Origin of the sequence: Pseudokineococcus sp. 5B2Z-1 (genome assembly GCF_037482305.1) — a bacterium.
In the GTDB taxonomy this organism is placed as follows: Bacteria; Actinomycetota; Actinomycetes; order Actinomycetales; family Quadrisphaeraceae; genus Pseudokineococcus.
In genome coordinates, this window is sequence record NZ_JBBHZG010000005.1 from 151,628 (window position 1) to 177,433 (window position 25,806).

At 78.7% G+C, this 25,806-nt stretch carries 18 protein-coding genes and 1 pseudogene; 10 read left to right on the forward strand and 9 right to left on the reverse strand.

What is annotated here, in order from left to right:
* The first annotated feature begins 147 nt into the window (after positions 1–147).
* The 4 genes from WDV85_RS13685 to WDV85_RS13700 all read left to right on the forward strand — a co-directional run bounded on the left by WDV85_RS13685 (position 148) and on the right by WDV85_RS13700 (position 4,177).
* Positions 148–1,068 (forward strand): glycosyltransferase family 2 protein, encoded by a 921-nt coding sequence (locus WDV85_RS13685; RefSeq protein WP_339571154.1) that lies wholly within the window; start codon positions 148–150, stop codon positions 1,066–1,068.
* 64 nt (positions 1,069–1,132) lie between these two features.
* Positions 1,133–2,065 carry a siderophore-interacting protein gene (locus tag WDV85_RS13690; protein ID WP_339571155.1) on the forward strand — a complete coding sequence of 311 codons (933 nt, stop codon included), beginning with the start codon at positions 1,133–1,135 and terminating at the stop codon, positions 2,063–2,065.
* 66 nt (positions 2,066–2,131) lie between these two features.
* Positions 2,132–2,449, forward strand: coding sequence for a YrhK family protein (locus WDV85_RS13695; protein ID WP_445263324.1), 318 nt, complete (start codon positions 2,132–2,134; stop codon positions 2,447–2,449).
* A gap of 246 nt (positions 2,450–2,695) precedes the next feature.
* Positions 2,696–4,177, forward strand: coding sequence for an HNH endonuclease signature motif containing protein (locus WDV85_RS13700; RefSeq protein WP_339571157.1), 1,482 nt, complete (start codon positions 2,696–2,698; stop codon positions 4,175–4,177).
* Positions 4,178–4,273: 96 nt separating this feature from the next.
* On the opposite strand, the gene WDV85_RS13705 is transcribed toward WDV85_RS13700, so the two are convergent.
* From WDV85_RS13705 to WDV85_RS13715, 3 genes are read right to left on the reverse strand one after another with little or no spacing between them, the layout of a single operon-like run.
* Entirely contained in the window at positions 4,274–7,354 is a 3,081-nt protein-coding gene (locus tag WDV85_RS13705; RefSeq protein WP_339571158.1) for a bifunctional [glutamine synthetase] adenylyltransferase/[glutamine synthetase]-adenylyl-L-tyrosine phosphorylase, read from the reverse strand.
* On the reverse strand, positions 7,351–8,262 hold the full coding sequence (locus WDV85_RS13710) for a type 1 glutamine amidotransferase (RefSeq protein ID WP_339571159.1): 912 nt from the start codon (positions 8,260–8,262) through the stop codon (positions 7,351–7,353). The genes WDV85_RS13705 and WDV85_RS13710 overlap by 4 nt, the downstream gene beginning before the upstream one ends.
* A 34-nt stretch (positions 8,263–8,296) precedes the next feature.
* The gene (locus WDV85_RS13715) at positions 8,297–9,667 is read right to left on the reverse strand and encodes a glutamine synthetase family protein (protein WP_339571160.1); all 1,371 of its coding nucleotides are present in this window, start codon (positions 9,665–9,667) and stop codon (positions 8,297–8,299) included.
* Between the two features lie 243 nt (positions 9,668–9,910).
* Here WDV85_RS13715 and WDV85_RS13720 point away from each other — a divergent pair, with 243 nt between their 5' ends.
* The 6 genes from WDV85_RS13720 (at position 9,911) to WDV85_RS13745 (ending at position 17,306) form a co-directional block, all read left to right on the forward strand.
* On the forward strand, positions 9,911–11,584 hold the full coding sequence (locus WDV85_RS13720; RefSeq protein WP_339571161.1) for an MFS transporter: 1,674 nt from the start codon (positions 9,911–9,913) through the stop codon (positions 11,582–11,584).
* Positions 11,585–11,723: 139 nt separating this feature from the next.
* Positions 11,724–13,535, forward strand: coding sequence for an NAD+ synthase (locus tag WDV85_RS13725; protein ID WP_339571162.1), 1,812 nt, complete (start codon positions 11,724–11,726; stop codon positions 13,533–13,535).
* Entirely contained in the window at positions 13,532–14,407 is an 876-nt protein-coding gene (gene panB, locus WDV85_RS13730) for a 3-methyl-2-oxobutanoate hydroxymethyltransferase (RefSeq protein WP_339571163.1), read from the forward strand. The genes WDV85_RS13725 and panB overlap by 4 nt, the downstream gene beginning before the upstream one ends.
* A 79-nt stretch (positions 14,408–14,486) precedes the next feature.
* A complete protein-coding gene (locus WDV85_RS13735) occupies positions 14,487–15,008 on the forward strand; it encodes a hypothetical protein (RefSeq protein ID WP_339571164.1) in 522 nt (173 codons plus the stop codon).
* Positions 14,998–16,641 (forward strand): sensor histidine kinase, encoded by a 1,644-nt coding sequence (locus WDV85_RS13740; RefSeq protein ID WP_339571165.1) that lies wholly within the window; start codon positions 14,998–15,000, stop codon positions 16,639–16,641. Before WDV85_RS13735 ends, WDV85_RS13740 begins: the two co-directional genes overlap by 11 nt.
* On the forward strand, positions 16,638–17,306 hold the full coding sequence (locus WDV85_RS13745; RefSeq protein ID WP_339571166.1) for a response regulator transcription factor: 669 nt from the start codon (positions 16,638–16,640) through the stop codon (positions 17,304–17,306). The genes WDV85_RS13740 and WDV85_RS13745 overlap by 4 nt, the downstream gene beginning before the upstream one ends.
* A 165-nt stretch (positions 17,307–17,471) precedes the next feature.
* On the opposite strand, the gene WDV85_RS13750 is transcribed toward WDV85_RS13745, so the two are convergent.
* From WDV85_RS13750 to WDV85_RS13775, 6 genes and pseudogenes are all read right to left on the reverse strand, one after another.
* The gene (locus tag WDV85_RS13750; RefSeq protein WP_339571167.1) at positions 17,472–18,560 is read right to left on the reverse strand and encodes a phosphotransferase; all 1,089 of its coding nucleotides are present in this window, start codon (positions 18,558–18,560) and stop codon (positions 17,472–17,474) included.
* Positions 18,557–19,765, reverse strand: coding sequence for a hypothetical protein (locus WDV85_RS13755; protein ID WP_339571168.1), 1,209 nt, complete (start codon positions 19,763–19,765; stop codon positions 18,557–18,559). The genes WDV85_RS13750 and WDV85_RS13755 overlap by 4 nt, the downstream gene beginning before the upstream one ends.
* Positions 19,762–21,585, reverse strand: coding sequence for an ABC transporter ATP-binding protein (locus WDV85_RS13760; RefSeq protein WP_339571169.1), 1,824 nt, complete (start codon positions 21,583–21,585; stop codon positions 19,762–19,764). The genes WDV85_RS13755 and WDV85_RS13760 overlap by 4 nt, the downstream gene beginning before the upstream one ends.
* Positions 21,582–22,877, reverse strand: coding sequence for a glycosyltransferase (locus tag WDV85_RS13765; protein ID WP_339571170.1), 1,296 nt, complete (start codon positions 22,875–22,877; stop codon positions 21,582–21,584). The genes WDV85_RS13760 and WDV85_RS13765 overlap by 4 nt, the downstream gene beginning before the upstream one ends.
* Positions 22,878–22,884: 7 nt before the next feature.
* Positions 22,885–24,384, reverse strand: a pseudogene (locus tag WDV85_RS13770) (glycosyltransferase); the annotation flags it as partial.
* Positions 24,371–25,678 carry a glycosyltransferase family protein gene (locus WDV85_RS13775; RefSeq protein WP_339571172.1) on the reverse strand — a complete coding sequence of 436 codons (1,308 nt, stop codon included), beginning with the start codon at positions 25,676–25,678 and terminating at the stop codon, positions 24,371–24,373. The pseudogene WDV85_RS13770 and the gene WDV85_RS13775, both read right to left, overlap by 14 nt.
* Positions 25,679–25,806: the final 128 nt, after the last annotated feature.

Sequence of the window (25,806 nt, forward strand, 5' to 3'; positions counted from 1 at the left end):
GTGTCTCCGCCTCGCCCGGGCGCGCTGGCCCGGACGTCGCACGGGTCGCGCCGGTGCGCGCCCGCGGCCCCGCGCAGGGGCCGGCGCGGACACTCTGCCGCCTCCTCCCGACGGGCGCGCGGCGGCCCCCCGCTAGCGTCGCGGCCCGTGAGCACGCCTCCCCCTCCCGAGCCCTCCCCCGCCGCTCCGGCGAGCACCCCCGCCGCCGCCCCCGCCGGTCGGGGCGGGGCCCGCCGCGGCGCGCGCACCACCGTCGTCGTGGCGAGCATGAACCGGCGCGAGGAGCTCCTGGCGAGCCTGCGCCGCCACGAGGGGCCCGTCGTGCTCGTCGACAACGGCAGCACCGACGGCACGGTCGAGGCCGTGCGCGAGCAGCTGCCGCACGTCGACGTCGTCGCGCTGCCGGCCAACCGCGGCGCCGCGGCGCGCACCATCGGCGTCGAGCGGGCGCGGACCCCGTACGTGGCCTTCGCCGACGACGACTCCTGGTGGGCTCCGGGGATGCTCGAGCGCGGCGCCGACCTCTTCGACGCCTCCCCGCGGCTGGCCCTCGTGTGCGGGCGGATCCTCGTCGGCCCGGAGGAGCGGCCCGACGGCATCGGCGACCTCATGGCGCGCTCCGCGCTCGGCACGGACGACGACCTGCCCGGCCCGTCGCTGCTCGGCTTCGTCGCGTGCGCCGCGATGGTCCGCCGCGACGCCTTCCTCGAGGCCGGGGGGTTCGACGACGTCGTCGTCTTCCCCGGCGAGGAGGAGCGGCTGTCCTACGACCTGGCGGCCGCCGGGCACGGGCTCGCGTACGTCGAGGACCTCGTCGTCCACCACCACCCCTCGCCGTCGCGGGACGCCCCCCGCGAGCGCCAGGTCCGCATCGCCCGCGCCGCGCTGCTCACCGCCGTCATGCGCCGCCCCTGGCCGGCCGTGGCGCGGAGCCTCGTGACGACGCTGCGCTCCCACCCCGGGGCCGTGCGCCGGGCGCTGCCGTCCCTGCGCGCCGCCCTGCGGGCGCGGCGGCCCAACCCGCCCGCCGTCGAGGCCGGCATCCGGGCGCTGCGGCAGGCGGGCTGAGGCGCACGAGGTCCGGGGGCCTCCTCCGGAGGAGGACGTCGGCGGCGCGGGTAGCGTCGTCGCCGTGTCCGACCGCACCGCCGCGCCCTCCCCCGACGACGTGCCGCCCGCCGGCGCCCAGCCCTCGAGCGCGTCCTCGGTCGGGACGACGGCCCCTCCGTCAGCAGGTCCGGGCCCGCGCCACGTGCCCGCGCACGGCCTGCACCTGCTGCACGTCGTCCGGACGGAGACCGTGACGCCGCAGATGCTGCGCGTCGTCCTCGGCGGGGCCGACCCGGCGGTCTTCACCGACGCGGCGCCGGGGGCGAAGGTCAAGATGGCCTTCCCCGCGCCGGGCGCGGGCTCCCCCGGCCTGGACGAGCTCGCCGTCTGCGCGCGTCGCTCGTACACGGTGCGGCGCGCCCGCGCCGGTGAGGGTGCCCGTGCCGGGGACCCCGCGGCGGGCGAGGTCGACGTCGACGTGGTCCTCCACGAGGGCGGGCTCGCCTCGGGCTGGGCGCAGGCCGCGCGGCCGGGCGACACCGTCGGCGCCTCCGGGCCGTCGTCGGGCTACCGGGCGCTGCCGACGACGGACGTCCACCTCCTCCTCGCCGACGCGACGGGCCTGCCCGCCGTCGCCGCCGTCGTCGAGGCGCTGCCCGCGGGCGCTCGGGCGGTCGCCGTCGTCGAGGTCGCGGACGCCGCCGAGGAGCAGGAGGTGGCCACGGCCGCCGACGTGGAGTGGCGCTGGGTGCACCGCGGGCCCGACGTCGCCGTCTCCGGGCAGCCCCTCGAGGCCGCCGTGACCGGCCTGGACTGGCCCGCGGGCGACGGCGAGCAGGTGCAGGTGCTCCTGGCCGCCGAGTCCGGCGCGGTGCGGCGCCTGCAGCGCCACCTGTCGGAGGTGCGGCGCGTCGACCCGCAGCGCGTGCACGCCAAGGGCTACTGGAAGGTCGGCGCGTCGAAGAACGCCCCCGGCGTGCGGAGGCTGCGGCCGACGACGCCGCTCCCGGGCTGAGGCCGGCGCGCGCAGGGCCCTGCGCGCTCCCTGCGCGACTGGCCCGCCCGCCGTCGCGCCCCCAGCATGGGTCGCTCCCGCCCGCACCACCCTGGAGGACTCGTGTCCCGCTCCGGCGACGACCTGCACCTGCGCATCGGCCGCGACGAGCTCGTGCTCCGGCAGCGCTACGAGCTGCTGAGCATCGTCAACGACGTCCTCATGGCGCTGTGGTTCGTCATCGGCAGCATCCTGTTCTTCTGGGAGTCGACGAGCTACGTCGGCACGTGGTTCTTCCTCGTCGGCAGCATCCAGTTCCTCGCCCGTCCCGCCATCCGGCTCGCGCGCAAGATCCACCTGCAGCGCCGGCACGGCTCGCCGCTCGACAGCGGCGCCGAGTACTGACCCGCGGACGGCGGCGCCGGAGCGCGAGAGCCGCCGCGGAGTCCGCGGGGCAGCACGCCGTCGGACCGACGCGACCGCGGACCTCGAGGGCCGACGCGCCGTCACGACACCCCTGATGTCCGCGGCCGACGGAACCCGCTCGGTCGGGTGATCATCGTACTCACGTTCGAGTGACGACACATCATTGCAGGTCAGAGGCCTGCGGCGGCGGCTCGGCTGTCGGTGGTCACCCCTAGCGTCGTCCCCGTGGCAGTCGAGGACGGCGGACGCGACGGGACGGGCGAGCAGCCCGCCCCGTCCACACCGACGAGCCCTCCCACCGCCTCTGGTCCGCCCCCCGAGCCCGACGCCGAGGCTTCCCTCGAGCCCGACGCCGAGGGCGCCGCTGAGCAGGACGCCGCGACGGTCGCCGACGGTCTCGCCGCCCTGACCGCGACCCTCGACGCCCTGCTCGCCGCCGAGACCTGGCGGTGCACCGACGACGAGGTCCGCGCCGCCGTGGTCGACCTCGAGCGCCAGGCGTCCCGTCTCGACGCCGTCCGCCTGCGCCTGCTGTCCACCGCCGAGGAGCGCCGCGTCGGACGCGCGACCGGGGCGCCGTCGACCGCCGACTGGCTCGTCGGCGCCACGACCACCCGCGCCGAGCACGCCCGCCGCCGGGTCGACCTCGCCGTCGCGCTCGACACCGACCTCGCCTCGACCCGCACCGCCCTCGCGGACGGCGACCTGACGGGCGACCACGCCGGCGTCATCCGCACCGCCCTGCTGCGCCTGCACCCCGACGTCGACAGCGCGACCCGCGTCGACGCCCAGGCCTTCCTCGTCGAGCAGGCCCGCCACCTCGACCCGCGCCAGCTCGCCCGCGTGGGCCGCCACCTCACCGCCCGCCTGGACCCGGGTGCCGACGACGACCTCGCCCGCACCGAGGCGCGCCAGGAGAACCAGCGACAGGTCCGCTGCACCCAGACCGACGACGGCGCCTGGCTCCTGTCCGGCGTCCTCGACCCGGTCGGCGGCGCCACCCTCATGGCCGCCCTCGAGCCGCTGTCCGCCCCTCGGCCCGCCTCCGACGGCACCCCGGACACCCGGTCCCACGCCCGACGGCTGGCCGACGCGCTGCTCACCGTCGCCGACGCCCACCTCGCCGGCCGCACCGGGTCCTCGTCGTCACGCCCCCGCCTGCTCGTCACCGTCCCGTTGGCAACCCTGCTCGGCCCCGCGGCGCCCGGCGCCGCCCCTGGCCACCTGCCCGGCGGGCACCCCGTCTCCGGCGAGACGGCGGCCCTGCTCGCCTGCGACGCGCAGCTCGTGCCCGTCCTCACGACGGCGGAGGGGCAGCCGCTCGACGTCGGCCGGTCCGTCTACGCGTGGCCCGAGGCGATCCGCACCGCCATCCGGCTGCGCGACCAGACCTGCACCTTCGGCTCGTGCACCCGCCCCGCCGAGTGGTGCCACGTCCACCACATCACCGAGTACTCCCGCGGCGGGTCGACCAGCGAGCGCAACGGCACCTGCCTCTGCGGCCACCACCACCGCCTCGTCCACCGCCAGGGCTGGCGCGGCGAGCTGCGCGGCACCCAGGTCGTCTGGCACCCGCCGGACCGCAGCGAGCCCCACGTCCCGCCCCCGCCCTGGCGAGAACGCGTCGACCGCGTCGTCGACGCCTGGCGCCAGCGCGCCACCACGCGCGGAGAGGAGGAGGGCCACCCTCGCGGCCGCGCGGCCTGAGGCGCCGCCCGAGCCTGCGGTGGCACAGGAGTGGGTTTGACCACCTCGGTGCCGCCCCAGCGCCGACGAGGCCTCACCCGCCCGACGGCGAGTGCGTCAGTCGTCCTGCCACCCGAAGAGCAGTCGCTCGACGACGGCCCTCGCCCGGCGGGTGCGGCGTCGGTGCTCGTCGTCGAGCGCCCCGGCGGAGCCGGTCGGCATGCCGAGGAGACGGGCGACGCCCTCGAGGTCGTCGAGGTCGGTGGGCACGACGTCGCCGGGGCGCCCGGTCCACAGGGCGATCGCGGCGCGCACGCGCGAGCCCCACCGCCAGGCGTCCTCGAGGACGTCGGCGTCCTCGGCCGCGACGAGGTCGGCCACGGTGGCGGCCGCGAGGGCGCCGAGCGTCGACGTCGTCCGCAGCGCGGGCACGCGGTGCGCGTGCTGCAGCTGCAGGAGCTGGACCGTCCACTCGACGTCCGAGATGCCGCCGGGCCCGAGCTTGACGTGCCGGCGCGGGTCGACGCCGCGGGGCAGCCGCTCGGACTCCACGCGCGCCTTGATGCGGCGCACCTCGCGCACCCGCGCGTCGTCGAGGCCGCCGGCGGGGTAGCGCACGCCCTCGACGAGGGCGGTGAAGGCGGCGCCGAGCTCGGCGTCCCCGGCGACGACCTCGGCGCGCAGGAGCGCCTGGGCCTCCCAGACGTCCGACCAGCGCGCGTAGTAGGCGGCGTAGGAGGACAGCGAGCGCGACAGCGGGCCGTTCCGGCCCTCGGGGCGCAGCGCGGCGTCGACCTCGAGCGCCGGCTCGGGGCCGAGGGACTTCAGGAGGCGCTGGACCTCCCCCGCCACGGCGACGGCGACCTCCTGCGCCTGCTGCTCGGAGGCGCCGTCGCGCGGCTCGTGCACGAAGAGGACGTCGGCGTCGCTGGCGTAGGTGAGCTCCCGCCCGCCGAGCCGGCCCATCCCGACGACGGCCATGCGCACCGGGAGGGGCTCCCCCAGCCGGGCCGACACGGCGCGGACGGCGGCCACGAGCCCGCCCTGCAGGACGACGCGCGTCGCGGCCGACAGCGCCTCGCCCACCTCGTCGAGCGTGACGACGCCGGACAGGTCGCCGACCGCGGTGCGGGTCATCTCGCGGCGCCGGACGGCGCGCACCGCCGTGACGGCGTCGACGGGGTCGCGGTGGCGCGCCAGCACGGAGCCGACCTCGGCGCGCAGCTGCTCGTACAGGCGCGGACGCAGCTCGGACTCGCCCTCGAGCCACCGGGCCGCCTCCGGCGCCTGCAGCAGCAGGTCGGCCGCCATGCGGCTGCCGGTGAGGAGGTTGGCGAGCCGCTCGGCGGCCACGCCGTCGTCGCGCAGCATCTGCAGGTACCAGTGGGTCCCGCCGAGGGACTCCGACAGCCGCCGGAAGGACAGGAGCCCGGAGTCGGGGTCGGCGCCGTCGGCGAACCACCCGAGCAGCACGGGCAGGAGCTGGCGCTGGATGGACGCCCGCCGGGTCACCCCCGCCGTCAGCGCCTCGAGGTGGCGCAGCGCCCCCGCCGGGTCGCGGTAGCCGAGGGCCTGCAGCCGCTCGCGGGCCGCCTCGGGGCCCAGACGCACGTCCTCGGTCGACAGCCGCGCAGCGGCCCCCAGCAGCGGTCGGTAGAAGAGCCGCTCGTGCAGGCGCCGCACGGTCGTGCGGGTCTGCTGCCAGCGCTCCTCGAGCGCCGCCTCGCCGTCGAGTCCGGCGGCCCGCGCGAGGCGGCGCAGGTCGCCCTCGCCGGTGGGCAGGACGTGCGTGCGCACGAGGCGCGACAGCTGGAGCCGGTGCTCGAGCACCCGCAGCCACCGGTAGGCGCGGTCGAGGGCACCGGCGTCGCCGCGGCCCACGTACCCGTACGTCGCCAGCGCCTCCAGGGCGTCCAGCGTCGTCGCGCTGCGCAGCCGCGGCTCGGCGCGCCCGTGCACGAGCTGCAGCATCTGGACGCTGAACTCGACGTCGCGCAGGCCGCCGGGACCGAGCTTGAGCTGGCGGGGGGCCTCCTTGGCCGGGATGTGGTCCTCGACGCGGCGGCGCATCGCCTGGGTGTCCGTGACGAAGCCGGGGCGCTGGGCGGCCTCCCACACGAAGGGGCGCACCGCCGCGAGGTACGTGGCCGCCACCTCGGCGTCGCCGGCGACGTGGCGCGCCTTGAGGAGCGCCTGGAACTCCCACGTGCTGGCCCACCGCTCGTAGTAGGCGCGGTGGCTCTCCGGCGTCCGCACGAGCGGGCCGGCGCCGCCCTCGGGCCGCAGGTTCGCGTCCACGGGCCACAGGGCGCCCTCGGCCGTGTACGCCGAGCAGTGCTTGGCCAGCAGCCGCGCGAGCTTGGTGCCGACGGCGACGGACTGCTCCTCCGAGGCGCCCTCCCCCGGCTCGACGGCGTAGACGACGTCGACGTCGCTGACGTAGTTGAGCTCGCGCCCGCCGCACTTGCCCATCCCGATGACGGCGAGGCGGGCGGCGCGGTGCTCCTCGCCCACGTCGCGGCGGGCGAGCGCGAGCGCCGTCTCCAGGGCGGCGCCCGCGAGGTCGGCGAGCTCGCGGCCGACGTCGCCCACGCGGCGCTCCGGGGTGCGGGCGGCCAGATCGCGCCCGGCGAGCGAGAGCAGGCGGCGCCGGTAGGCGCGGCGGAGGTCGTCGCCCGTGGCCTCCGGCGCCGCCACGGGGGCCGGGTCCTGCGGGTCGGCGCCCACCCACCGCAGCAGCTCGGCGCGCAGCGCCTCGCCGGGCACGGGGACGTCGTCCTCCTCGAGGACCTCCGCGTCGCCGGGGTGGCGCACGAGCCCGTCGGCCAGCGCCGACGAGCCGCCGAGGACGGCGACGAGCCGGTCGCGGCCCGGGCCGGGCACCGAGAGCAGCCGCAGCGCCGGTGAGCCCGGGTGCTCGGCCAGCCGGGCGACGGCGCGCAGCGCCGCGTCGGGGTCGGGGGCGGCCCCGAGGACCTGCACGAGCTCCTCGGCCGCCTCCTGCGGGGGCAGCGACGCCGTCGGCGCGGGAGGACGGCGCGCCCCGCCGCGCGCCGGCGGGCGCGCCGCGCCCTCGACGGCGCCCCAGCGCCGCAGGACCGCCCCCGTCGCCTGCTCCGCCAGGACCCGCTGCGCCGCACCGGGGTCAGTGAAGCCGCGGCGGGCGAGCAGCGCCGTCGAGACGGTGGGGGCGCTCACGCCGGAGCCCCGGCCGACACCCTCGCCGGCGCCACCGGTGCGCCCGCCGGCGCCCCGCGCGAGCGCTCGGCGCGGACGGCCGCCGCCTCGGCCAGGAGGACCCGCGCGTGGTGGCGGGCGCCCTCGGCGAGCTCGGGCTCGGCGTCGGCGACCGCGCCGACGACGCCCTCGACGGTCAGGCCACCGGCGGCGAGCTGGCGGCGGACGTCGTCGTCGTCGCACCAGGCGGCGACGACCTCGCCGGTGGCCTCCGGGTGGTACTGCACCCCGCGGGCGCGGCCCACGCGGAAGACCTGGACGTCGCACGCCGCCGACGTGGCGAGCACCTCGCCGCCCGCCGGCAGCTCCAGCACCGCGTCGCCGTGGGACTGGACGGCGCGCCACGGGCCGTCCCCGCCGACCGCGGCCACGAGGTCGTCCTCGACGCCGGGCACCGGCAGCACCGGCAGGACCCCGTGCTCGGGACCCCGCGGCGCCGGCCCGGTGCGGCCGCCCGTGGCCCGGGCCAGCAGCTGGGCGCCGAGGCACACCCCGAGCACGGGCGTGCCGTCGGCGACGCAGGCGGCGAGCAGCGCCCGCACGGCGGGCAGCCACGGCCAGCGCGCGTCGTCGTCGGCCGCGGCCGTGCCGCCGAGGACGACGAGCGCGTCGTGGCCGCCGTGGCGGCGGCCGGGGCCCCGCCGGCCGAGCGAGGACGGCAGCGGCTGCCCGAGGTCGGGGCGGACGACGTCGACGACCGCGCCCTCCCGCACCAGCGCGTCGCCGAGCACCGCCGGCGGGCACACGTCCTCGTGCTGGACGACGAGCACCCGCAGCGGCTCGCCCGCGCCCGAGCCCTCGCGATCCGGGCTCTCGTGCCCGGAGCTCTCGTGCCCGGTGCCCTCGCTCCCGGTGCCGTCGTGCCCCACGCCGGCCCCCTCGCCGCCCGTCACGTCGTCGGCCTCAGAGCCAGGAGAGGAAGCGGCGGAGCTCGAAGGGCGTCACCTGGGCCCGGTAGTCGACCCACTCGGCGCGCTTGTTGCGCAGCACGTGCTCGAACATGCTCTCCCCCAGCGTCTCCGCGACGAGCTCGCTGCCCTCGGTGAGCGAGATCGCGTGGTCGAGGCTGGCCGGGAGCTGCCCGATCCCCATCGCGCGGCGCTCGGCCCCGGACAGCAGCGCCACGTCCTCGTCGACGCCGTCGGCGAGCGGGTACTCCTCCTCGACGCCCTTGAGGCCGGCCGCGAGCAGGACGGCGTAGGCGAGGTAGGGGTTGGCCGCCGCGTCGATGCCGCGGTGCTCCACGCGCGCCGACTGCGCCTTGCCGGGCTTGTACATCGGCACCCGCACGAGCCCCGAGCGGTTGTTGTGCCCCCACGCGATGTCCGAGGGCGCCTCGGACCCGCCCCAGAGCCGCTTGTAGCTGTTGACGAACTGGCTCGTGATAAGCGTCGTCTCGGGCGCGTGCCGCAGGAGGCCGGCGATGAAGTGGCGCGCCGTCGCGCTGAGCTCGTACTTGGCGCCGGGCTCGTGAAAGGCGTTGCGGTCGCCCTCGAAGAGGGACAGATGCGTGTGCATGCCGCTGCCCGGCTGGTCGGCCAGGGGCTTGGGCATGAAGGAGGCGTAGACGCCCTGCTGCAGCGCGACCTCCTTGACGACCGTGCGGAACGTCATGACGTTGTCGGCCGTGGTCAGCGCGTCGGCGTACCGCAGGTCGATCTCGTTCTGCCCGGGGCCGGCCTCGTGGTGGCTGAACTCCACCGAGATCCCCATGGCCTCGAGCATCGCGATGGCCGCGCGCCGGAAGTCGTGGGTCGCGCCCCCGGCCACGTGGTCGAAGTAGCCCATGGTGTCGACGGGGACCGGCGGGTGCACCGGGTCCGTCCGGCCGTCGCCCACGCTGTCCGCCGGCGTGCCGCGGAAGAGGTAGAACTCGATCTCGGGGTGCGTGTAGAAGGTGAAGCCCTTCTCCGCCGCCCGCGACAGCGTCCGCTTGAGCACGTTGCGGGAGTCCGCGAGCGCCGGCTCCCCGTCGGGCGTGAGGACGTCGCAGAACATGCGCGCCGTACCCGCGCTGCCGCCGTCGCCGCGCCACGGGAGCACCTGGAAGGTCGACGGGTCCGGCCGGGCGATCATGTCGGCCTCCGACCGCCGCGCCAGGCCCTCGATCGAGCTGCCGTCGAAGCCGATGCCCTCGGAGAAGGCGCCCTCGAGCTCCGCGGGCGCGATGGCCACCGACTTCAGGCCGCCCAGCACGTCGCTGAACCACAGCCGGACGAAGCGGATGTCGCGCTCCTCGATCGACCGGAGCACGAACTCCTGCTGGCGGTCCATCCGTCCCCATCCCTTCGCCGGTGCCGGGCCGCGCCGCCCCTCGGGCGCGGCGGCCCGAGCGGGCGGGCCACCGGCCGCCGGGCGTGGTCGTGCGGACCTCGTCCCGGCGACGTGCGCGGTGCGCCCGCGGGCGCGGCGCCCATCCTGCCAGCGGCCCGCCCTTCGTGACCCGGTGGCGGCGCGGCCTCCGGTGGCGCGCGCCCCCGAGGGGTGGCGTCGCTTGCCTCGACATACCGTCCCGGCGTGACGAGCACCCGCCCGCAGCCCCCGCAGGCGCACCCCGAGCCCGGCGACGCCGGCGACGGCCGCGACGAGAGCCGCCCCCCGCAGCCCGGCCGCGCGCCGGGCGGTCGCGAAGGCGAGGGCGAGGGCGACGGCCGGGGCCAGCAGCAGGGCCAGCAGCAGGGGTACGCGCACGGCCAGGACCCGCGGCGCTGGAAGGCGCTGGCGGTCTGCCTCGTGTCGGGCTTCATGACGCTGCTCGACGTCTCCATCATCAACGTGGCGCTCCCCTCGATCAGCCAGGACCTCGGCGCCAGCGGCAGCGACCTGCAGTGGGTGCTCTCGGGCTACGCGCTGGCCTTCGGCCTCGTGCTCGTGCCGGCGGGGCGCCTCGGCGACGCGCACGGACGGCGGCGGGTCTTCGTCGCCGGGCTCGCGACCTTCACCCTGGCGAGCCTCGCGTGCGGACTGGCGCCCTCCCCCGGCTGGCTGCTCGCCTTCCGCCTGCTGCAGGGCGTCGGCGGCGGCCTCCTGCAGCCCCAGGTGGCCGCCTTCATCCAGTCGCTCTTCGCCGGCCCCGAGCGCGGCCGGGCCTTCGGCCTCCTCGGCACGAGCATCGGCCTGTCGACGGCGGTCGGCCCCCTCCTCGGCGGCACCATCCTCTCGGTCGACCCCGACCCGTCGTCGTGGCGCCTCGTCTTCTTCGTCAACATCCCCATCGGCCTCGCGGGCGTCGTCCTCGCGATGCGGTGGCTCCCGGCGAGCCGTCCGGCGGACGACGGCGGGCGCCGCCCGAAGGTGGACCTCGTCGGCGTCGCGCTGCTGGCCCTCACCCTCACCGCGCTGCTGCTGCCCCTGCTCGAGCAGCCCCCGGCGCCGGCCTGGGTCGCCCTGTGGCTCGCGTCCGCGGCGCTCGCCGTGGCGTTCGTGCGGTGGGAGCAGCGGCAGGGGCGCACCGGGCGCGACGCCGTCGTCGACCTGTCCCTCTTCCGCGCGAGCCGCTACCGCAACGGCGTGCTCGTGGGGCTCGTGTACTTCACCGGCTTCACGACGATCTTCTTCGTCCTGTCCATCTACCTCCAGGACGGCCTCGGCATGTCGCCCCTGGCGGCGGGCCTGACCCAGACGCCCTTCGCCGTCGGCGGCGCCATCACCCCGGTCATCGCGGGGAAGGCGGTCGAGCGGCTCGGCCGCCGGCTCGTCGTCGGCGGCCTGACGGCCGTGGCCGTCGGGCTCCTCGGGGTGCTCGCCGTCGTGGCGACCCTCTCGAGCTTCCTCGAGCCCTGGCAGCTCGGCCTCGTGCTGGTCGTCCCGCTCCTCGTCGGCGGCGCCGGCAGCGGCGTCGTCATCTCCCCCAACACGACCCTCACCCTGTCCGTCGTGGACCCGGGGAGCTCGGGCTCGGCCAGCGGGGTCCTGCAGACGAGCCAGCGCATCGGCTCCTCCGTCGGCATCGCCCTCGTGGGCGCCGTCTACTTCGGCGTCGTCGCGGCCTCGGGCGGGAGCACCGGCGGCGGCGTCCCCGGCGGTGGGGGCGGCGGCGCGGGCGACGCGAGCGCCTACGGGGCGGGGCTGTCGGCCAGCCTGGCGGTCGCCGTGGTGCTCGTCCTGCTCGCCCTCGTGCCGGCCGTCGCCGACCTGCGCGCCGAGCGGCGCGAGCAGCGGGCCGACGAGGGCGACGGCGCCTCCGCCTAGCCTCCTCCCCCCGAGCCGCCGGGCCCCCTCCCCCCGAGCGACCGAGCGACCGAGCCGCCGGGCGGACCGAGCCGCCGGGCGACCGAGCCGCCGAGCGACCGGGCGGGGGGGCCGGGCGCCGCGTGGCTACGCTCGCGGCATGCCCTCCCTGCGCCTGGCCCTGGCCCAGGTCGACACCACCGTGGGCGACCTCGACGGCAACGCGGCGCTCGTCCGGCGCGCGGCCGCCGAGGCCGCGGCGGCGGGCGCCGACCTCCTCGTCCTGCCCGAGCTGGCGCTCACCGGCTACCCGGTGGAGGACCTGGCGCTGCGGCGCTCGTTCGTCGACGCCTCTCGCGCCGCGGTCGGCCGCCTCGCCGAGGACCTCGCGGCGGACGGGCTCGGCGACCTGCCCGTGCTCGTCGGCTACGTCGACCGTGCCTCGGGCCCCGTCGCCGAGGGCGTCAGCGCGGCCGGCCGCGGCCAGCGGGAGGGCGGCGGCGAGGAGTCCGCCGGCAGCGAGAGCGGCGCCACCGGCGTGCCGAAGGGCCTGCCGCAGAACTGCGCGGCGCTGCTCCACGGCGGCCGGCAGGTCGGCCGGTACGCCAAGCACCACCTGCCGAACTACGGCGTCTTCGACGAGTTCCGGATCTTCGTGCCCGGCCGCGACCTGCTCGTCGCCCGCGTGCGCGGGGTCGACGTCGCCGTCGCCGTCTGCGAGGACCTCTGGCAGGAGGGCGGCCCCGTCGCGGCGGCGCGCGAGGCCGACGCCGAGCTCCTCGTCGTCCTCAACGCCTCCCCCTTCGAGCGCGCCAAGGACGACACCCGCCTGGCGCTGTGCCGGCGTCGCGCCCGCGAGGCGGAGGCCGTCCTCGCCTACGTCAACAGCGTCGGCGGCCAGGACGACCTCGTCTTCGACGGCGGCTCCGTCGTCGTCGCCCCGGGCGGCGAGGTGCTCGCCCGCGGCGAGGCCTTCGCCGAGCAGCTGCTCGTCGTCGACCTCGACCTCCCGGAGGGCGACCCGAGCCCGCCCGAGGTGGAGCGGGTCCAGCGCGTCGTCGTCTCGCAGGAGCCCGCACCCGCGCGCGAGCCCGTGCCCGCGCCCCTCGCCGAGCCGCTCGAGGACATGGCGGAGCTGTGGGCCGCGCTCGTCCTCGGCCTGGGCGACTACGTCCGCAAGAACGGCTTCCGCCAGGTCCTGCTCGGGCTCTCCGGCGGCATCGACTCGGCGGTCTGCGCCGCCCTCGCCGTCGACGCGCTGGGGCCGGAGGGCGTCGTGGGCGTCTCCATGCCGAGCTCGTACTCGACGGAGCACTCGCGCAGCGACGCCGACGACCTGGCCGAGCGGCTCGGCATCGACTACCGCGTGCACCCCATCGCGCCGATGGTCGAGGCCTTCCTCGCGAACGTGCCGATGAGCGGCGTGGCCGAGGAGAACCTGCAGGCGCGCGTCCGCGGCACCCTGCTCATGGGCGTCTCGAACTCCGAGGGCCAGCTCGTCCTCACGACGTCGAACAAGAGCGAGCTGTCCGTCGGCTACTCGACGATCTACGGCGACTCCGTCGGCGGGTACGCGCCGCTCAAGGACGTCGCCAAGACCGACGTGTGGCGGCTGGCGCGCTGGCGTGACGCGGACGCCCGGGCCCGCGGGGAACGCGAGCCGATCCCGGAGGCCTCCATCACCAAGGCCCCGTCGGCCGAGCTGCGCCCCGACCAGACCGACCAGGACTCCCTGCCCGAGTACGACGTGCTCGACGCGCTGCTCGAGGACTACGTCGTGCGCGCCATGGGCCGCTCCGAGCTCCTCGAGGCGGGCCACGCCCTCGAGGACGTGGAGAAGGTCGTCGGCCTCGTCGACCACGCCGAGTGGAAGCGGCGCCAGGGCGCCCCCGGCCCGAAGACGACCGCCGTCGCCTTCGGGCGCGACCGCCGCCTGCCCATCACGACGCACTGGCGCGAGGAGGACGAGTGAGCGAGCAGCCGGCGCCCTACGGCCCCGCCCACGTGGCGGCCGGTGACGCCGCGGCCGCCCCGGCGCGCACCCCGCGCGTGGTCCGGACGACGACGCTCCAGCGCTGGAAGGCCCAGGGCCGCCGCTGGGCGATGCTGACCGCCTACGACGCTCTCACCGCCTCCGCGCTCGACGACGCGGGCGTGCCCGTGCTCCTCGTCGGCGACTCGGCGGGCACGACCGTGCTCGGGCAGACGTCGACCCTCGCCGTCACGGTCGAAGAGATGCTCGTCCTCACGCGCGCCGTCGTGCGCGGGACGTCGCGGGCGCTCGTCGTCGCGGACCTGCCCTTCGGCAGCTACCAGGAGGGTCCCGCCCAGGCGCTCGCCACGGGCGTGCGCATGCTCAAGGAGGGCGGCGCCGCGGCCGTCAAGCTCGAGGGCGGCGCCGCCGTCGCCCCGTCGGTGCGCGCGCTTGTCGACGCCGGGGTGCCCGTGATGGGCCACGTCGGCTTCACCCCGCAGTCCGAGCACGCCCTCGGCGGCTACCGCGTCCAGGGCCGCGGCGGCGACGCCGACCGCCTCCTCGCGGACGCGCTGGCGCTGCAGGACGCCGGGGCCTTCGCCGTCGTCATCGAGATGGTGCCGTCCGCGGTCGCCGAGCGGCTGGCCCGCGAGCTGGCCGTGCCCGTGGTCGGCATCGGCGCCGGGCCGGGGACGGACGCGCAGGTGCTCGTCGTCACCGACATGGCCGGGCTCGGCGGCGGCCGGACGCCGCGCTTCGTCAAGCGCTACGCCGACCTGCGGGGCGAGCTCGGCCGCGCGGCGGCGGCCTTCGCAGCGGACGTCGAGGACGGCTCCTTCCCCGCGGCGGAGCACGAGTTCACCGACTGACGCCCGCACCGGCCGGGGCGTGAGAGGTCTCTCATCCGTCTCTCACGCGAGAGGGGCACCGGGCGGTCACACTCGCCGCATGAGACGGCGCCTCCTCCTGCCGGTGCTGGCGGTCGCCACGGCCCTCGGCTCCGGCGTCGCCATCGCCCAGGTCGTCCCGGGCACCTCGGCGCCCCCCTCCCTCGGCGGCCCCGTCGTGGTCGGCGAGGAGCCCGCGGGCGCGGTCCGGCCCACCACCTCGGCGAGCTCGCCCGGACCGACGCCCCCGGCCGACCCGTCGCCGTCGGACGGCGCGTCGGGTGCGGCCCCCGACCCGGCACCGCCCACCGACCCGGCACCGCCCACCGACCCGTCGCCTGCTCCGGCCCCTGACCCTGCTCCTGACCCGGCCCCGAGGACCGCCGCGGAGGTCCCCGTCGTCCCCCCGGCCGCCCCGGTCGAGTACGACGACGACCACGGCGGGGACGACGGGGACGACCACGGCGGGACGGACGACGACGGGGACGACGAGGACGACCACGGCGAGGACGACCACGGCGGGGACGACCACAGCGGGAAGGACGACGGCAGCGGCGGAGGGGACGACGAGGATGACCGCTGAGCCGCGCAGGCGCCTGCCGTCCCCCGGGGTCGCCGCCCGGCTCGTCATCGCGGTCGTCACGGCGGCGGCGGCGGGCATGCTCGTCGCCGGCGTCGTCGCGCTGTGGGTCCAGGAGAGCGTCGTCGAGCGACGGGTGGACGCGTCGCTGGCGCAGGAGGTCGAGGAGCTGAGGGCCCTCGCCGCCGCCCGCCCCGGCTCCGCCCAGCCCTACGCGGACGTCGAGCAGCTGCTCCGGGACGTGCTGCAGCAGGACGTCCCCGACTCGGGCGAGGGCGTCATGGTGCTCCTCGACGGCAGCGTGCCCTTCGTGCCGGGCGGCGAGCGCACCCTGCGCCCGGAGGAGCTCCCCGAGCTGCGCGAGCGCGTGGAGGGGCTGGCCGCGACCGACGACCCGGTGCTGGGCTCGGTCGTCGCCGACGTGGGCGGGACGCCCACGGACCTCCGCTACGTCGCCGTCCCCGTGACCGTGCCCGGCGACCCGCGCACGGGCCTGCTCGTCACGGCGACGGACGTGGACGCGGCCCGCGCCCAGGTGCGCAGCGGCGCCACGGCCTACCTGCTCGCCTCCCTCGCGGCCCTCGCGCTCGTCGCCCTCGTCGGGTCCGCCGTCGCGGGACGCCTGCTGCGGCCCCTGCAGCTGCTGTCGGACACGGCGCGCCGGCTCACCGAGGAGGACCTGTCGCAGCGCATCCCCGTGCGCGGGCACGACGAGGTCTCCGCGCTGACCCGCACCGTCAACGGGATGCTCGAGCGCCTCGAGCGCGCCTTCACGGGCCAGCGCCAGCTGCTCGACGACGTGGGCCACGAGCTGCGGACGCCCCTCACCGTGGTGCGCGGCCACGTCGAGCTCATGGACCCCGACGACCCGGCGGACGTCCGGGAGACGCGCGACCTCGCACTGGACGAGCTGGACCGCATGCACCGCCTCGTCGACGACCTCGTCCTCCTGGCGCAGTCCCAGCGCCCCGACTTCCTGCGCTGGGGCGTCGTCGACGTCGACGTCGTCGTGGAGCGCACGCTCGAGCGCGTCCGGGCCCTCGGCGACCGGCGGTGGCGCCTCGACGCCACGAGCGGCACGACCGTCGACGGCGACGCGCAGCGGCTGGTGCAGGCCCTCATGCAGTTGACGTCGAACGCCGTGCGGCACACCGGACCCGACGACGAGGTCGCGCTCGGGTCCGCCGTGGAGGGCGACGTCGTCCGGCTGTGGGTGCGGGACACGGGGCCGGGCGTCGCCGAGGCGGACAAGGAGCGCATCTTCGCCCGCGCGCAGCAGGGCCAGGCGCTGGCCCCGCGTCCCGCGGCCCGCGACGGCGAGGGTTCCGCCGCAGCGCACGAGGGCTCGGGGCTCGGCCTCGCCATCGTCACCGCCATCGCCGACGCCCACGGCGGCCGGGTCACCCTCAGCAGCACCGCCGGCGCCGGCGCCGTCTTCGCGCTCGAGCTGCCGCTGCGGACGGCTCCCGACGACGCGACGGCGCAGGAGGGGCCGGCGCAGGAGGGGCCGGCGCAGGAGGGGCCGGCGACGGGCGCGCCGACACCGCCCCTCGGGGTCCCCGCGGTGCACCTCGGGGAGCGGTCGGCCCGTGCGCACCGCCCGACGAGCACGGCGGTCGGCGGGGGGCGCTCGTGAGCGTCGTGCTCGTCGCCGAGGACGAGCCGCGCATCGCGTCCTTCGTCGCCAAGGGCCTGCGGTCGGCGGGCTTCACCCCGCTGGTGTGCGGCGACGGCGCCACGGCGCTGGACCACGCGCTCGGCGGGGACGTCGCCCTCGTCGTCCTCGACATCGGGCTGCCCGTCCTCGACGGCTTCGAGGTGCTGCGGCGCCTGCGCGAGCGCGGCAGCACCGTGCCCGTCGTCGTCCTCACCGCCCGGGGCTCGGTCGACGACACGGTGGCCGGGCTGGAGGGCGGGGCCGACGACTACATGGCCAAGCCGTTCCGCTTCGAGGAGCTGCTGGCCCGCATCCGCCTCCGGCTGCGCGAGTCCCGCGCCGAGCCCGTGGCCACGAGCCTGCGGGCCGGGGACGTCGAGCTGGACCTGCGCACCCGGCGGCTGTCCGTCGGCGGCGAGGGCAAGGACCTGTCGGCGCGCGAGTTCGGCCTCGCGGAGACCTTCCTGCGCCACCCCGGGCAGGTGCTGACCCGCGAGCAGCTGCTCTCGCGCGTGTGGGGCTACGACTTCGACCCCGGCTCGAACGTCGTCGACGTGTACGTGGGCTACCTCCGCCGCAAGCTCGGCCCCGGCCGCCTCGCCACCGTGCGCGGCATGGGCTACCGGCTCGACCCGCGGGGCTGAGCCCCTCCTCCTCCAGGAGGGCGGGGGACGGGATGCCCCGCCCCCGGCAGACGGCGGTGCTGCCTGGCACCTCCCTGAGGTGGCCGCGGGAGCACGGGAGCCGCACGGGGCGCCGGACACCGGTGGGTGGGCGCTGACGAGGGGCTCGGAGACGGCGACGGGGGGTCACGGGGCGTCCTCCGCCGCGCGGACGGGAGAGGTGACCGGCGTCCTCGGCCCCGACGGCGGCGCCCCGGGCCTGCGGCGGAAGGCGTGCACGGCCACGAGCCGCACCGCGGCCACCTCCCGCAGGACGTCGGTGCGCGCCGCCCCCGCCGGGTCGGTGGTCGTCGGGTGGCCGCCCTCCCGGAGCCCGGCGCGCAGGCCGGCCGCCGCCGCGGCCACCCGTCGGCGCCCCGTCGCCGGGCGGGAGGGCGAGACGGCCGCGAGCCGGTCGAGGTGGGCGAGGAGGTTGGCCACGTCGGCGGCCGGGTCGGCGAGCGCGGCCGTGTCCCAGTCCAGCAGCAGCACGCCGTCCCCGCGGACGAGCACCTGGCCCTCGTGGAGGTCGCGGTGCGCCGGGACGCGCTCGGCGGCGGGCAGGGCCGCGAGCGCGGCGAGCGCCCGCTCCTGGCGCGCCGCGAGCGCCGCTGCCTCCCCCGGGGGGAGCACGCCGGCGGCGGTCGCCGCGGCCGTCCACCGGCGCGTCGTCGCGGCCTCGTCCTCCAGCGTATGGGTCGGCCACCCCCCGTCACCGGCCGTCGGTGCGGGTCCGGCCGCGGCGAGCACCGCCAGCGCCCGGCCGAGCAGGAGACCGGCCCGGCGGCACTCCCCCGCGCGCCCCCGCGCCAGCAGCGCGTCCAGCGGCGTGCCGTCCGCCGCGGCGAGGACGACGACGCCGGCGCCCGGGTCGGCCTCGAGGACCTCGGGGCGGGCGGGAGCCGCCGCGGGGGCGTCGGCGAGGAGGGCGTCGACGGCCGCGAGCCGGGCGAGGGCCCGACGGGTGGCGCTGCGGCGCGCCACCTTGGCGAAGGCGCCGTCCGCGCGGCGGACGACCGCGCGCCGGCCCGCGCGGTGGCCGACGACGACGGCGCCGGGCTCGGCCGCGAGGGCGGCGAGGGCGGGCAGGTCCGGGTCGTCGTCGAGGACCTGCAGGCCTCCCCCGACGACGCGTCCGGCGCGCACGCGCCCGTCGACCTCGAGCTCCAGGACGAGGTCGGGACCGGGCGCCCGCAGGTCGGCCGGCCACGCGCGCCGCTGCACGACGGCGCTCACCGCGCGCCCCGCAGCGCGTCCTCGGCCACCCCGAGCAGGACCTCGACGCCGTCCGGCCACGCCGGGTGCCGGCGCCGGAACGGCTCGACCGCGCGCACGAGGTGGGTGGCCGCGACGACCGCCGGCGCGGCGCGACCCCCCAGCGGCACCGGGTCGACGCCGGGGGCGAGCGCCCGCTGCGCGGCCTCCCAGCTCGCGGCGTCCCAGCCCCGCGGGAGGAGACCCGCCCGGTCCCAGTCGAGGACGTGCACAGCCCCGTCGGGCGCGACGACGACCTGGTCCGGGGACAGGTCGCCGTGCGCGGGCGCGAGCGGCTCGTGGGCGAGCAGGCGTCGCAGCAGGAGGAGGAGGCGCGCCGCGCGGGCGCCCCAGTCGTCGTCGAGGGCGCCGAGGCCTCCCGCGGCGGCCGTGACCGCGCGCTCCAGCCGCCGCCGCGCCTCCCCCGCCGCCCCCGGGCCCGTGCCGTGCCGGCCGGCCGCGTGCTCGTCGAGGCGGGCCCGCACGGCGTCGGGGCCGTCGTCCGGCGACCACGGCCGTCCCGGCACCCACGCCAGCACCTCGACGTGGCCGCCGGCGTGACGACGGACGAGCAGCGGCTCCCCCTCCGCGCCGGGCGCCGCCGGGTCCAGCCGGCCGACCCAGCGGCGACCGGGGTTGTGCGCCAGCGTCGTCGCGACGACGTCCCCGCCCCGGGGCGCCCCCCGCGGCCGGCGGACGGGCGCCCCGGTGTCGGGACGCAGGCGCGCCAGGCCCCGCAGCGCCCGGTCCGAGGCCGCCGGGGCCAGGAGCAGGCGGGTCTCCGGGGCGACGTGCGCCGGGAGCCCGGAGCGGTGGGCGGCGTCGACCTCCTTGTGCGCCTTGACGTCCCAGTCCCGGCCGGCGCGCGCCGTCACGAGGACGCGGGGCGTGCGGCCGTCGGGGCCCTCGAGGCGGACGCCGGCCCGGACGGACGCCCCGGGCTTGACGCGCAGGCGCTCGAGCACCGCCGTCGCCGCCGGCTCGGGCCCGGCGAGGGCGGCGAGGACGGACCTGAGCCGGTCGGCGTCGAGGAGGACGGCGAGCCCGGGCAGGTCGGGGTGGCGCGCCGCCACGGCGGCGTCCGCGGCGGCGGCCCGGGCCGCGGCGACGGCGCTCGCCGCGCCCTCCGCGGGGGGCGCCGCCCCCCCGGGAGGCGCGCCCCGCGCGGCGTCCGCGAGGGCGGTCACCGGCCCACCGCCTGGGGGGTCACCGGGGTGCGGAGCGGAGCGACGGCGACCGGAGCGGACGCCGGCGGCCGCGAGCGCTCGACGAGCCGGCCGTCCTCCAGCGCGACCACCCGGTCGACGCGGTGGAGCAGGGCGGGGTCGTGGGTGACGAGCAGCGTGGTGCGCCCGCGCGACAGCTCGAGCAGCGCGTCGAGCACCTCGGCGGCGCTGCGGGCGTCGAGCCCGGTCGTCGGCTCGTCGAGCAGGACGAGCGCCGGGTCGCGCAGGAGCGCGCGGGCGACGGCGACCCGCTGGCGCTGCCCCCCGGACAGGGTGGCGCCGCGCTCGGCGACGGGGGTCTGGAGGCCCTCGGGCAGCACGTCGAGCAGCGACCCGAGGCCGGCGCGCCGCAGGGCGTCCTCGACCTCGGCGTCGGTCGCGCCGAGCCGCCCGAGCCGCACGTTGTCGGCGAGGCTCCCCTGGAGCAGCACCGAGTCCTGCAGCACCACGGCCGTGGCCTCCCGCACGCTCCGCCGCGTCACGTCGACGAGGTCGTGGCCGTCGAGCCGCACCGTCCCCTCGAGGGGGTCGAGGAAGCGCAGGAGCACCTGCAGCAGGGTCGACTTCCCCGCGCCGCTGGGCCCGACGACGGCCACGGCCTCCCCCGCCCGCACCCGCAGGTCCGCGCCGCGCAGGACGGGCGCGCGGCCCGGGTGCCCGACGACGAGGCCCTCCACGTCCACGGCGCACGCGCGGCCGCGCGTGCGCGGCAGCGGCCGCGCCCAGGAGCGGTCGCGCTCGGGGACGGCGCCGTCGAGCGCGTCCGCGATGCGCTCCCCCGACGCCGCGGCCCTGGCGATGCGGCCGGTGTGCTTGGCGAGGTCGCGCAGCGGCTTGAACGCCGTCTTGAGGTAGGTGAGGAAGACGACGAGCTCGCCGGGCGTGACGGCGCCCTGGAGCACGCGCCACCCGCCCATGACGAGCACGACGGCCGTGGCCGCGCCCACGACGACGTCGGTCCGCCGCTCGAGTCCGGCCGTCAGCCGCCTGGTGCGGACGCCCTCGGCGAGGCCCTTGGCGTCGTCCCCCCGCAGCCGGGCGGAGAGGTGGTCGACGAGGCCGTACGCCTGCACGGTGCGGACGGCGGCGAAGGCCTCGCCCGCGTCGCCCGCCATCCGGCCCTCCTGCGTGCGCTGGCGGCGGGAGGCCCCGGTGATGCGCCGGGCCGACGTCCGGCCGGAGAGGACGAGCAGCGGCAGGACGGCCACGACGACGAGGGCGAGGACCGGGTCGAGCACGAGGACGACCACGACCATGCCGACGACCGTGAGGACGTTGGCGAGGAGCGGCAGCCCGGCGGTGACGGCGACCTCCTGGACGCGGCCGACGTCGCCGACGACGCGCTGCACGAGGTCGCCGCTGCGGGCGGTCTCGTGGAACGCCAGCGGCGCGCCGAGGAGCCGCTCGTGCAGGTGCGCCCGCAGCCGCGTCGTCACCCGGGCGCCGACGAGGGCGAAGGCGACGGTCGAGGCGTACGCGGCGCCGGCGCGCACCGCCGCGACGACGAGCACCGCGACGCCGGCGCCGAGGAGCAGCTGCGTCGTCCCGGGCGGGACGCCCCGCCCCGTGACCGCGGGGATGACCCCGTCGACCACCCAGCTGACGGGCCAGGGCTCGAGGAGGCGGGCGGCCACCTCGACGAGGACGGCCAGCAGCCCGCCCCCCGCCAGCAGGCGAGCACCGCCCGTGTGCGGGCGGACGACGCCGAGGGTGCGGCGCAGCGCGCCCGCGGGCGGGCGCTGCACCGGCCCCCGGGCGGCCGCACCCCGGCCGCGGCTCACGGCCGGCTCCCGGCGAGCCAGCCCGTCGCCCCGGCGGCGGGAGAGGGGGCGGCGGGAGGACGGTCGAGGGGGCCGGCGCCGCCAGCGGCGGCGGCGGCGTCCGCGGACGCCCGGCCGGCGTCCGCCGCCGCGAGGGTGCGGTCGACGACGTCGTCCCAGGAGGAGCGCGCCTCGGCCGCAGCGCGCCCCGCGGCCGCGAGCCGCGCCCGCAGCGCCGGTTCGCGGACGAGCCGCCGGAGGGCGGCCGCCAGCGCGACGTCGTCGCCCGGGGGGACGAGGAGGACCTCGCGCTCGTCGTGGAGCAGCCGTGGCACGTCCGCCACGGCCGACGCGACGACGGGCAGGCCCGCCGCGAGGTACTCGACGAGCTTGAGCGGCGAGAAGTACGCCGCACCCGCCGGGTACGGCGCCGCGGCGACGTCGCACCCGGCGAGCAGGGCGGGCACCTCCGCCGGGGCGACGGCGCCGGGCGCCACGACGTCGACGCCCGCCGCGGCGGCGCGGGCCAGGACCCGCTCGCGGGTGGGGCCGTCGCCGACGAGGAGCAGCCGTACGGCGTCGGGCGTCCCGACGAGCGAGGCCGCGGCGTCGACGAGCAGCTCGAGCCCGTGCCAGGGACGGAAGGTCCCGACGAAGCCGACGACGAGCGGCTCCCCGGGGGCGGCGCCGCTCCCGGTGGGAGGCCCGAAGCGCGCGGCGTCGACGCCGTTCGGCACGACGAGGACGGGGACGCCGGCGAGCTCGCGCGCCCACGTGGCGACGGCGCCGCTCACGGCGACGGCCGCGTGGGCCGCGCGCAGCGCGCGGCGGCTGAGGGCGACGGCGCCCTCCTCGTGGACGAGGACCCGGTGGCGCGCCTGCTCGTCGACGAGCGGCGCGTCGACCTCGAGGACCGTCGTCGCGCCCGCGGCCCGCGCCCGCTCCAGCGTGACGGCGCTCCAGAGCCCGTAGCGCTGGTAGACGACGGGATCGGCGCCCCCGCGGCCGCGCAGCCCGACCACCAGCTCCTCGACGAGGCCCGCCGCCCGCTCGTCGAGCGCCGTGAGCGCCCGCTCGGCGGCCGCGGGACCGTCGGCGCGGGGGCGGCCGAGCTCGTGGACGACGACGCCCTCCAGACCGGCGGGCGCGTCCCCGCCGACGCGGGCGGCGACGAGGTGCACGGGCACGCCGCCGGCGCGGGCCACGAGCCGCCGCAGCACCTCCTGCACGTGCACCGAGCAGCCCTTGCGCCCGTACGCGGGCACACCCGGGTCGAGGACGACGTGCACGGCGGGCCGGGGGACGGCGCTCACGGCGTCACCGCGCAGGTCGGGCCGGCGGAGGTCGCGGGCGCGGGCGCCAGGGCGCCGGACGTCGCGGCGCCGGACGTCGCGGCGCCGGACGTCGCGGCGCCGGACGTCGGGGCGCCGGACGTCGGGGCGCCGGACGTCGGGGCGCCGGACGTCGGGGCGCCGGACGTCGGGGCGCCGGTGCGGGCCGCGGCGACGTCCGCGGTGATCGCCCGCAGCGCCGAGGCCTGGAGACGCACGTCGAAGCGCTGCTCCACGTGCGCGCGCCCGGCCCGCGAGAGCCGCTCGCGCTCGTCGCCGTCCGCGAGCAGCCGCTGCAGGGCGTCGGCGAGGGCCGCGGCGTCGCGCTCGGGCACGAGGAGCCCCGTGACGCCGTCGAGGACGGCCTCGGGGACGCCGGTGACCGGCGTCGAGACCACGGGCGTCCCCACGGCGAGCGACTCGAGGACGACGGTGGGCAGGCCGTCGCGGTCGCCGTCGTCGGCGACGACGCAGGGGGCCGCGAAGACGGCGGAGCCGCGCAGGAGGCGACGACGTCGTGCTGCGGGAGCGGCCCGAGCAGCTCCACGACGTCCTCGAGCCCCAGCCGGACGACCTGGGCGGCGAGGTCCGCCCCGCCGTCCCCCGCCCCGGCGAGGCGCAGCCGGACGTCGACGCCGCGCCCGCGCAGCAGCGCGACGGCGTCGAGGAGGACGTCGAAGCCCTTCTTCGGCACGATGCGCCCGACGGCGGCGACGACGGCCGGCCGGCGGGCCGGGCTGCTCCAGGTCAGCTCGTCGAGGTCGAGGCCGTTGTGGACCCGGTGCAGGCGGGCGGCGGGGTGGCGCTCGGCCAGCCAGGCCGTCGTCATGTCGCTGACGGCCACGACGCCGTCGGCGTCGGCCATGACGGCCGCGAGGCGGCGCGGGTCGACGTCGTCGTGGAAGACGTCCTTGGCGTGGGCGGTCACCGTCCACGGCAGGCCGGTGAGCAGCGCGGCGAGGCGCGTGGTCCGGCCGGGGAGCGAGGCGAAGTGCGCGTGCAGGTGCGTGACGCCGGTCTCCACCGCCCAGCGGGCGACGCCGACCGCCTGGGCCGCCACCCCCGGCTCCTCGTCGAGGAGGGCGTCCAGGGCCCGGCGCGAGGGGACGACGCCGGCCGCGCGCAGGGCGCCCCACCCGTCCCAGAGGCGGACGAGGCCGCCGCGGACGTCGTCGGGCACGTAGGTGACCGGCGCCTGCACCCGGGCGAGCAGGGCGTGGAAGCGCGGGTCCCGCGGTGGCCGCAGGCTCGCGACGACCGCCCGCTCGCCCGCCTCCTCGCGGGCGACGAGCTCGCGGACGACGAAGGTCTCCGAGAAGCGCGGGTAGCTCTTCACCACGTAGCCGAGGACCGGCCCCCCGGCGCGGCGCGGCCCCGCGACCGGTGCGAGGAGCGGCGGCGCGAGGGGCGGCGGTGCGAGGAGCGGCGGCGCGAGGGGCGGCGGCACGCGGGTCGGGGCGCTCGGGGCGAGGGGCTCAGACAGCAGCACGGCGGGTCTCCCAGGGGTCGTCGGTGGCGGCGGCGGCGAGGGCGGACGCCCACGGGCCGGCCGGGGGCAGGTGGCGGGCGGCGCGCTCGGCGACGGCCCGCAGGCCGTCGAGGGCCAGACCGGAGCGGTCGGTGCGCCGGTCGACGGCACCGGCGAGCCAGGCGCCGAGGCGGCCCGGCGTCACCTCGTCGGGGAGGAGCACCTCCAGGGCCCCGCGGGCCTCGAGGGCGCGGGCGCGCACCTCCTGCTCGCGGCGGGGGCGGGTGCGCGGCACGACGAGCGCGGGGACGTCCGTGGCGAGCAGCTCCGCGACCGTGTTGGCGCCGCCCATGGCGACGACGGCCGCGGCACCGGCGGCCCACGCCGCGCTGTGGAGGCTGAACCGGACGACGTGGAGGTCGTCGCGCGCGCCGGCCCGGCGGCGCAGCGCGCGCAGGTCGTCCTCGGGCAGCTGGGGCCCGGCGACGAGGACGAGGGTCGTGCCCGCCGGCGCGGGTGCGCCCGCGAGGGCGCGGGCGAGCGGCGCGCCGTCCTGGCCGCCCCCGACGACGCCGAGGACCCAGCGCGCGGTCGGGACCGGTGGACGCGCGCCGGCGTCGGCGCCGGGCACGCGGCCCTCGGCGAGGTAGCCGACGTGGACGGCGCGGGCGGCGACGTCAGGGGCCATGCGGGCGGCCGCGGGCAGGTCGTGGACGGCGACGTCGCCGTAGACCCACACCTCGTCGTAGCAGCGCCGGACGGCGTCGTCCCCGCCGTCGGCGGCCCACTGGGCGGCGGCGGACGCGGGGTCGTCGAGGACGTCGCGGAGGCCGAGGACGGCGCGGGCGCCGCGGCGGCGGAGGGCGGGCAGGACGCCGGCGAGCTCGCCCCGGAAGCCCCACGGCGCCTTGTCGACGACCAGGAGGTCGGGGGCGAAGGACGTCAGCGCGGTCGTGAGGAGCGCGCTGCGGATCCCCACGACGTCGGCGAGGTCCGAGCGCAGCGCGCGGGGCGCGTACCCGCCGTCGGCGTCCTTGCGGACGCCCGGGAGCACGACGACGTCGACCCCCGGCGGCCGGGGGAAGAGGCCGGCCTCGGGGGCTCCGGTGAGGACGAGGACGTCGGCGCCCGCGCCGCCGCGGCCGTCGCCCGCGAGGACCTCCGCGAGCGCCAGGTTGCGGCGCAGGTGCCCGAGTCCCTGCGTGTCGTGGCCGTAGAGGGCGACGCGGCGCCGCGGTCGGGGCGCGCCCGGCAGGGCGCGCACCCCCGCGCGCAGCCGCCGGGACGGGGGGTGGGTGGTGCCGCGCTCGACCATGGGCGCGACCGTGCTCCACGACCATGACGGGCCTGTGAGCCGTCGATGAGGGCGTCCTCACGGACGCCCGCGGGTCGAGGGCCCCGACGAGCAGGAGCCGTCCACGGGCGTGACCGTGCACGGTCACG

Bases quoted from the DNA above. Each gene is read 5' to 3' on its own strand.
- WDV85_RS13695 (WP_445263324.1), top strand. From the start codon at position 2,132: ATGGGTCGCTCCCGCCCGCACCACCCTGGAGGACTCGTGTCCCGCTCC.
- WDV85_RS13715 (WP_339571160.1), bottom strand. From the start codon at position 9,667: ATGGACCGCCAGCAGGAGTTCGTGCTCCGGTCGATCGAGGAGCGCGAC.
- WDV85_RS13725 (WP_339571162.1), top strand. From the start codon at position 11,724: ATGCCCTCCCTGCGCCTGGCCCTGGCCCAGGTCGACACCACCGTGGGC.
- WDV85_RS13735 (WP_339571164.1), top strand. From the start codon at position 14,487: ATGAGACGGCGCCTCCTCCTGCCGGTGCTGGCGGTCGCCACGGCCCTC.
- WDV85_RS13740 (WP_339571165.1), top strand. From the start codon at position 14,998: ATGACCGCTGAGCCGCGCAGGCGCCTGCCGTCCCCCGGGGTCGCCGCC.
- WDV85_RS13775 (WP_339571172.1), bottom strand. From the start codon at position 25,678: ATGGTCGAGCGCGGCACCACCCACCCCCCGTCCCGGCGGCTGCGCGCG.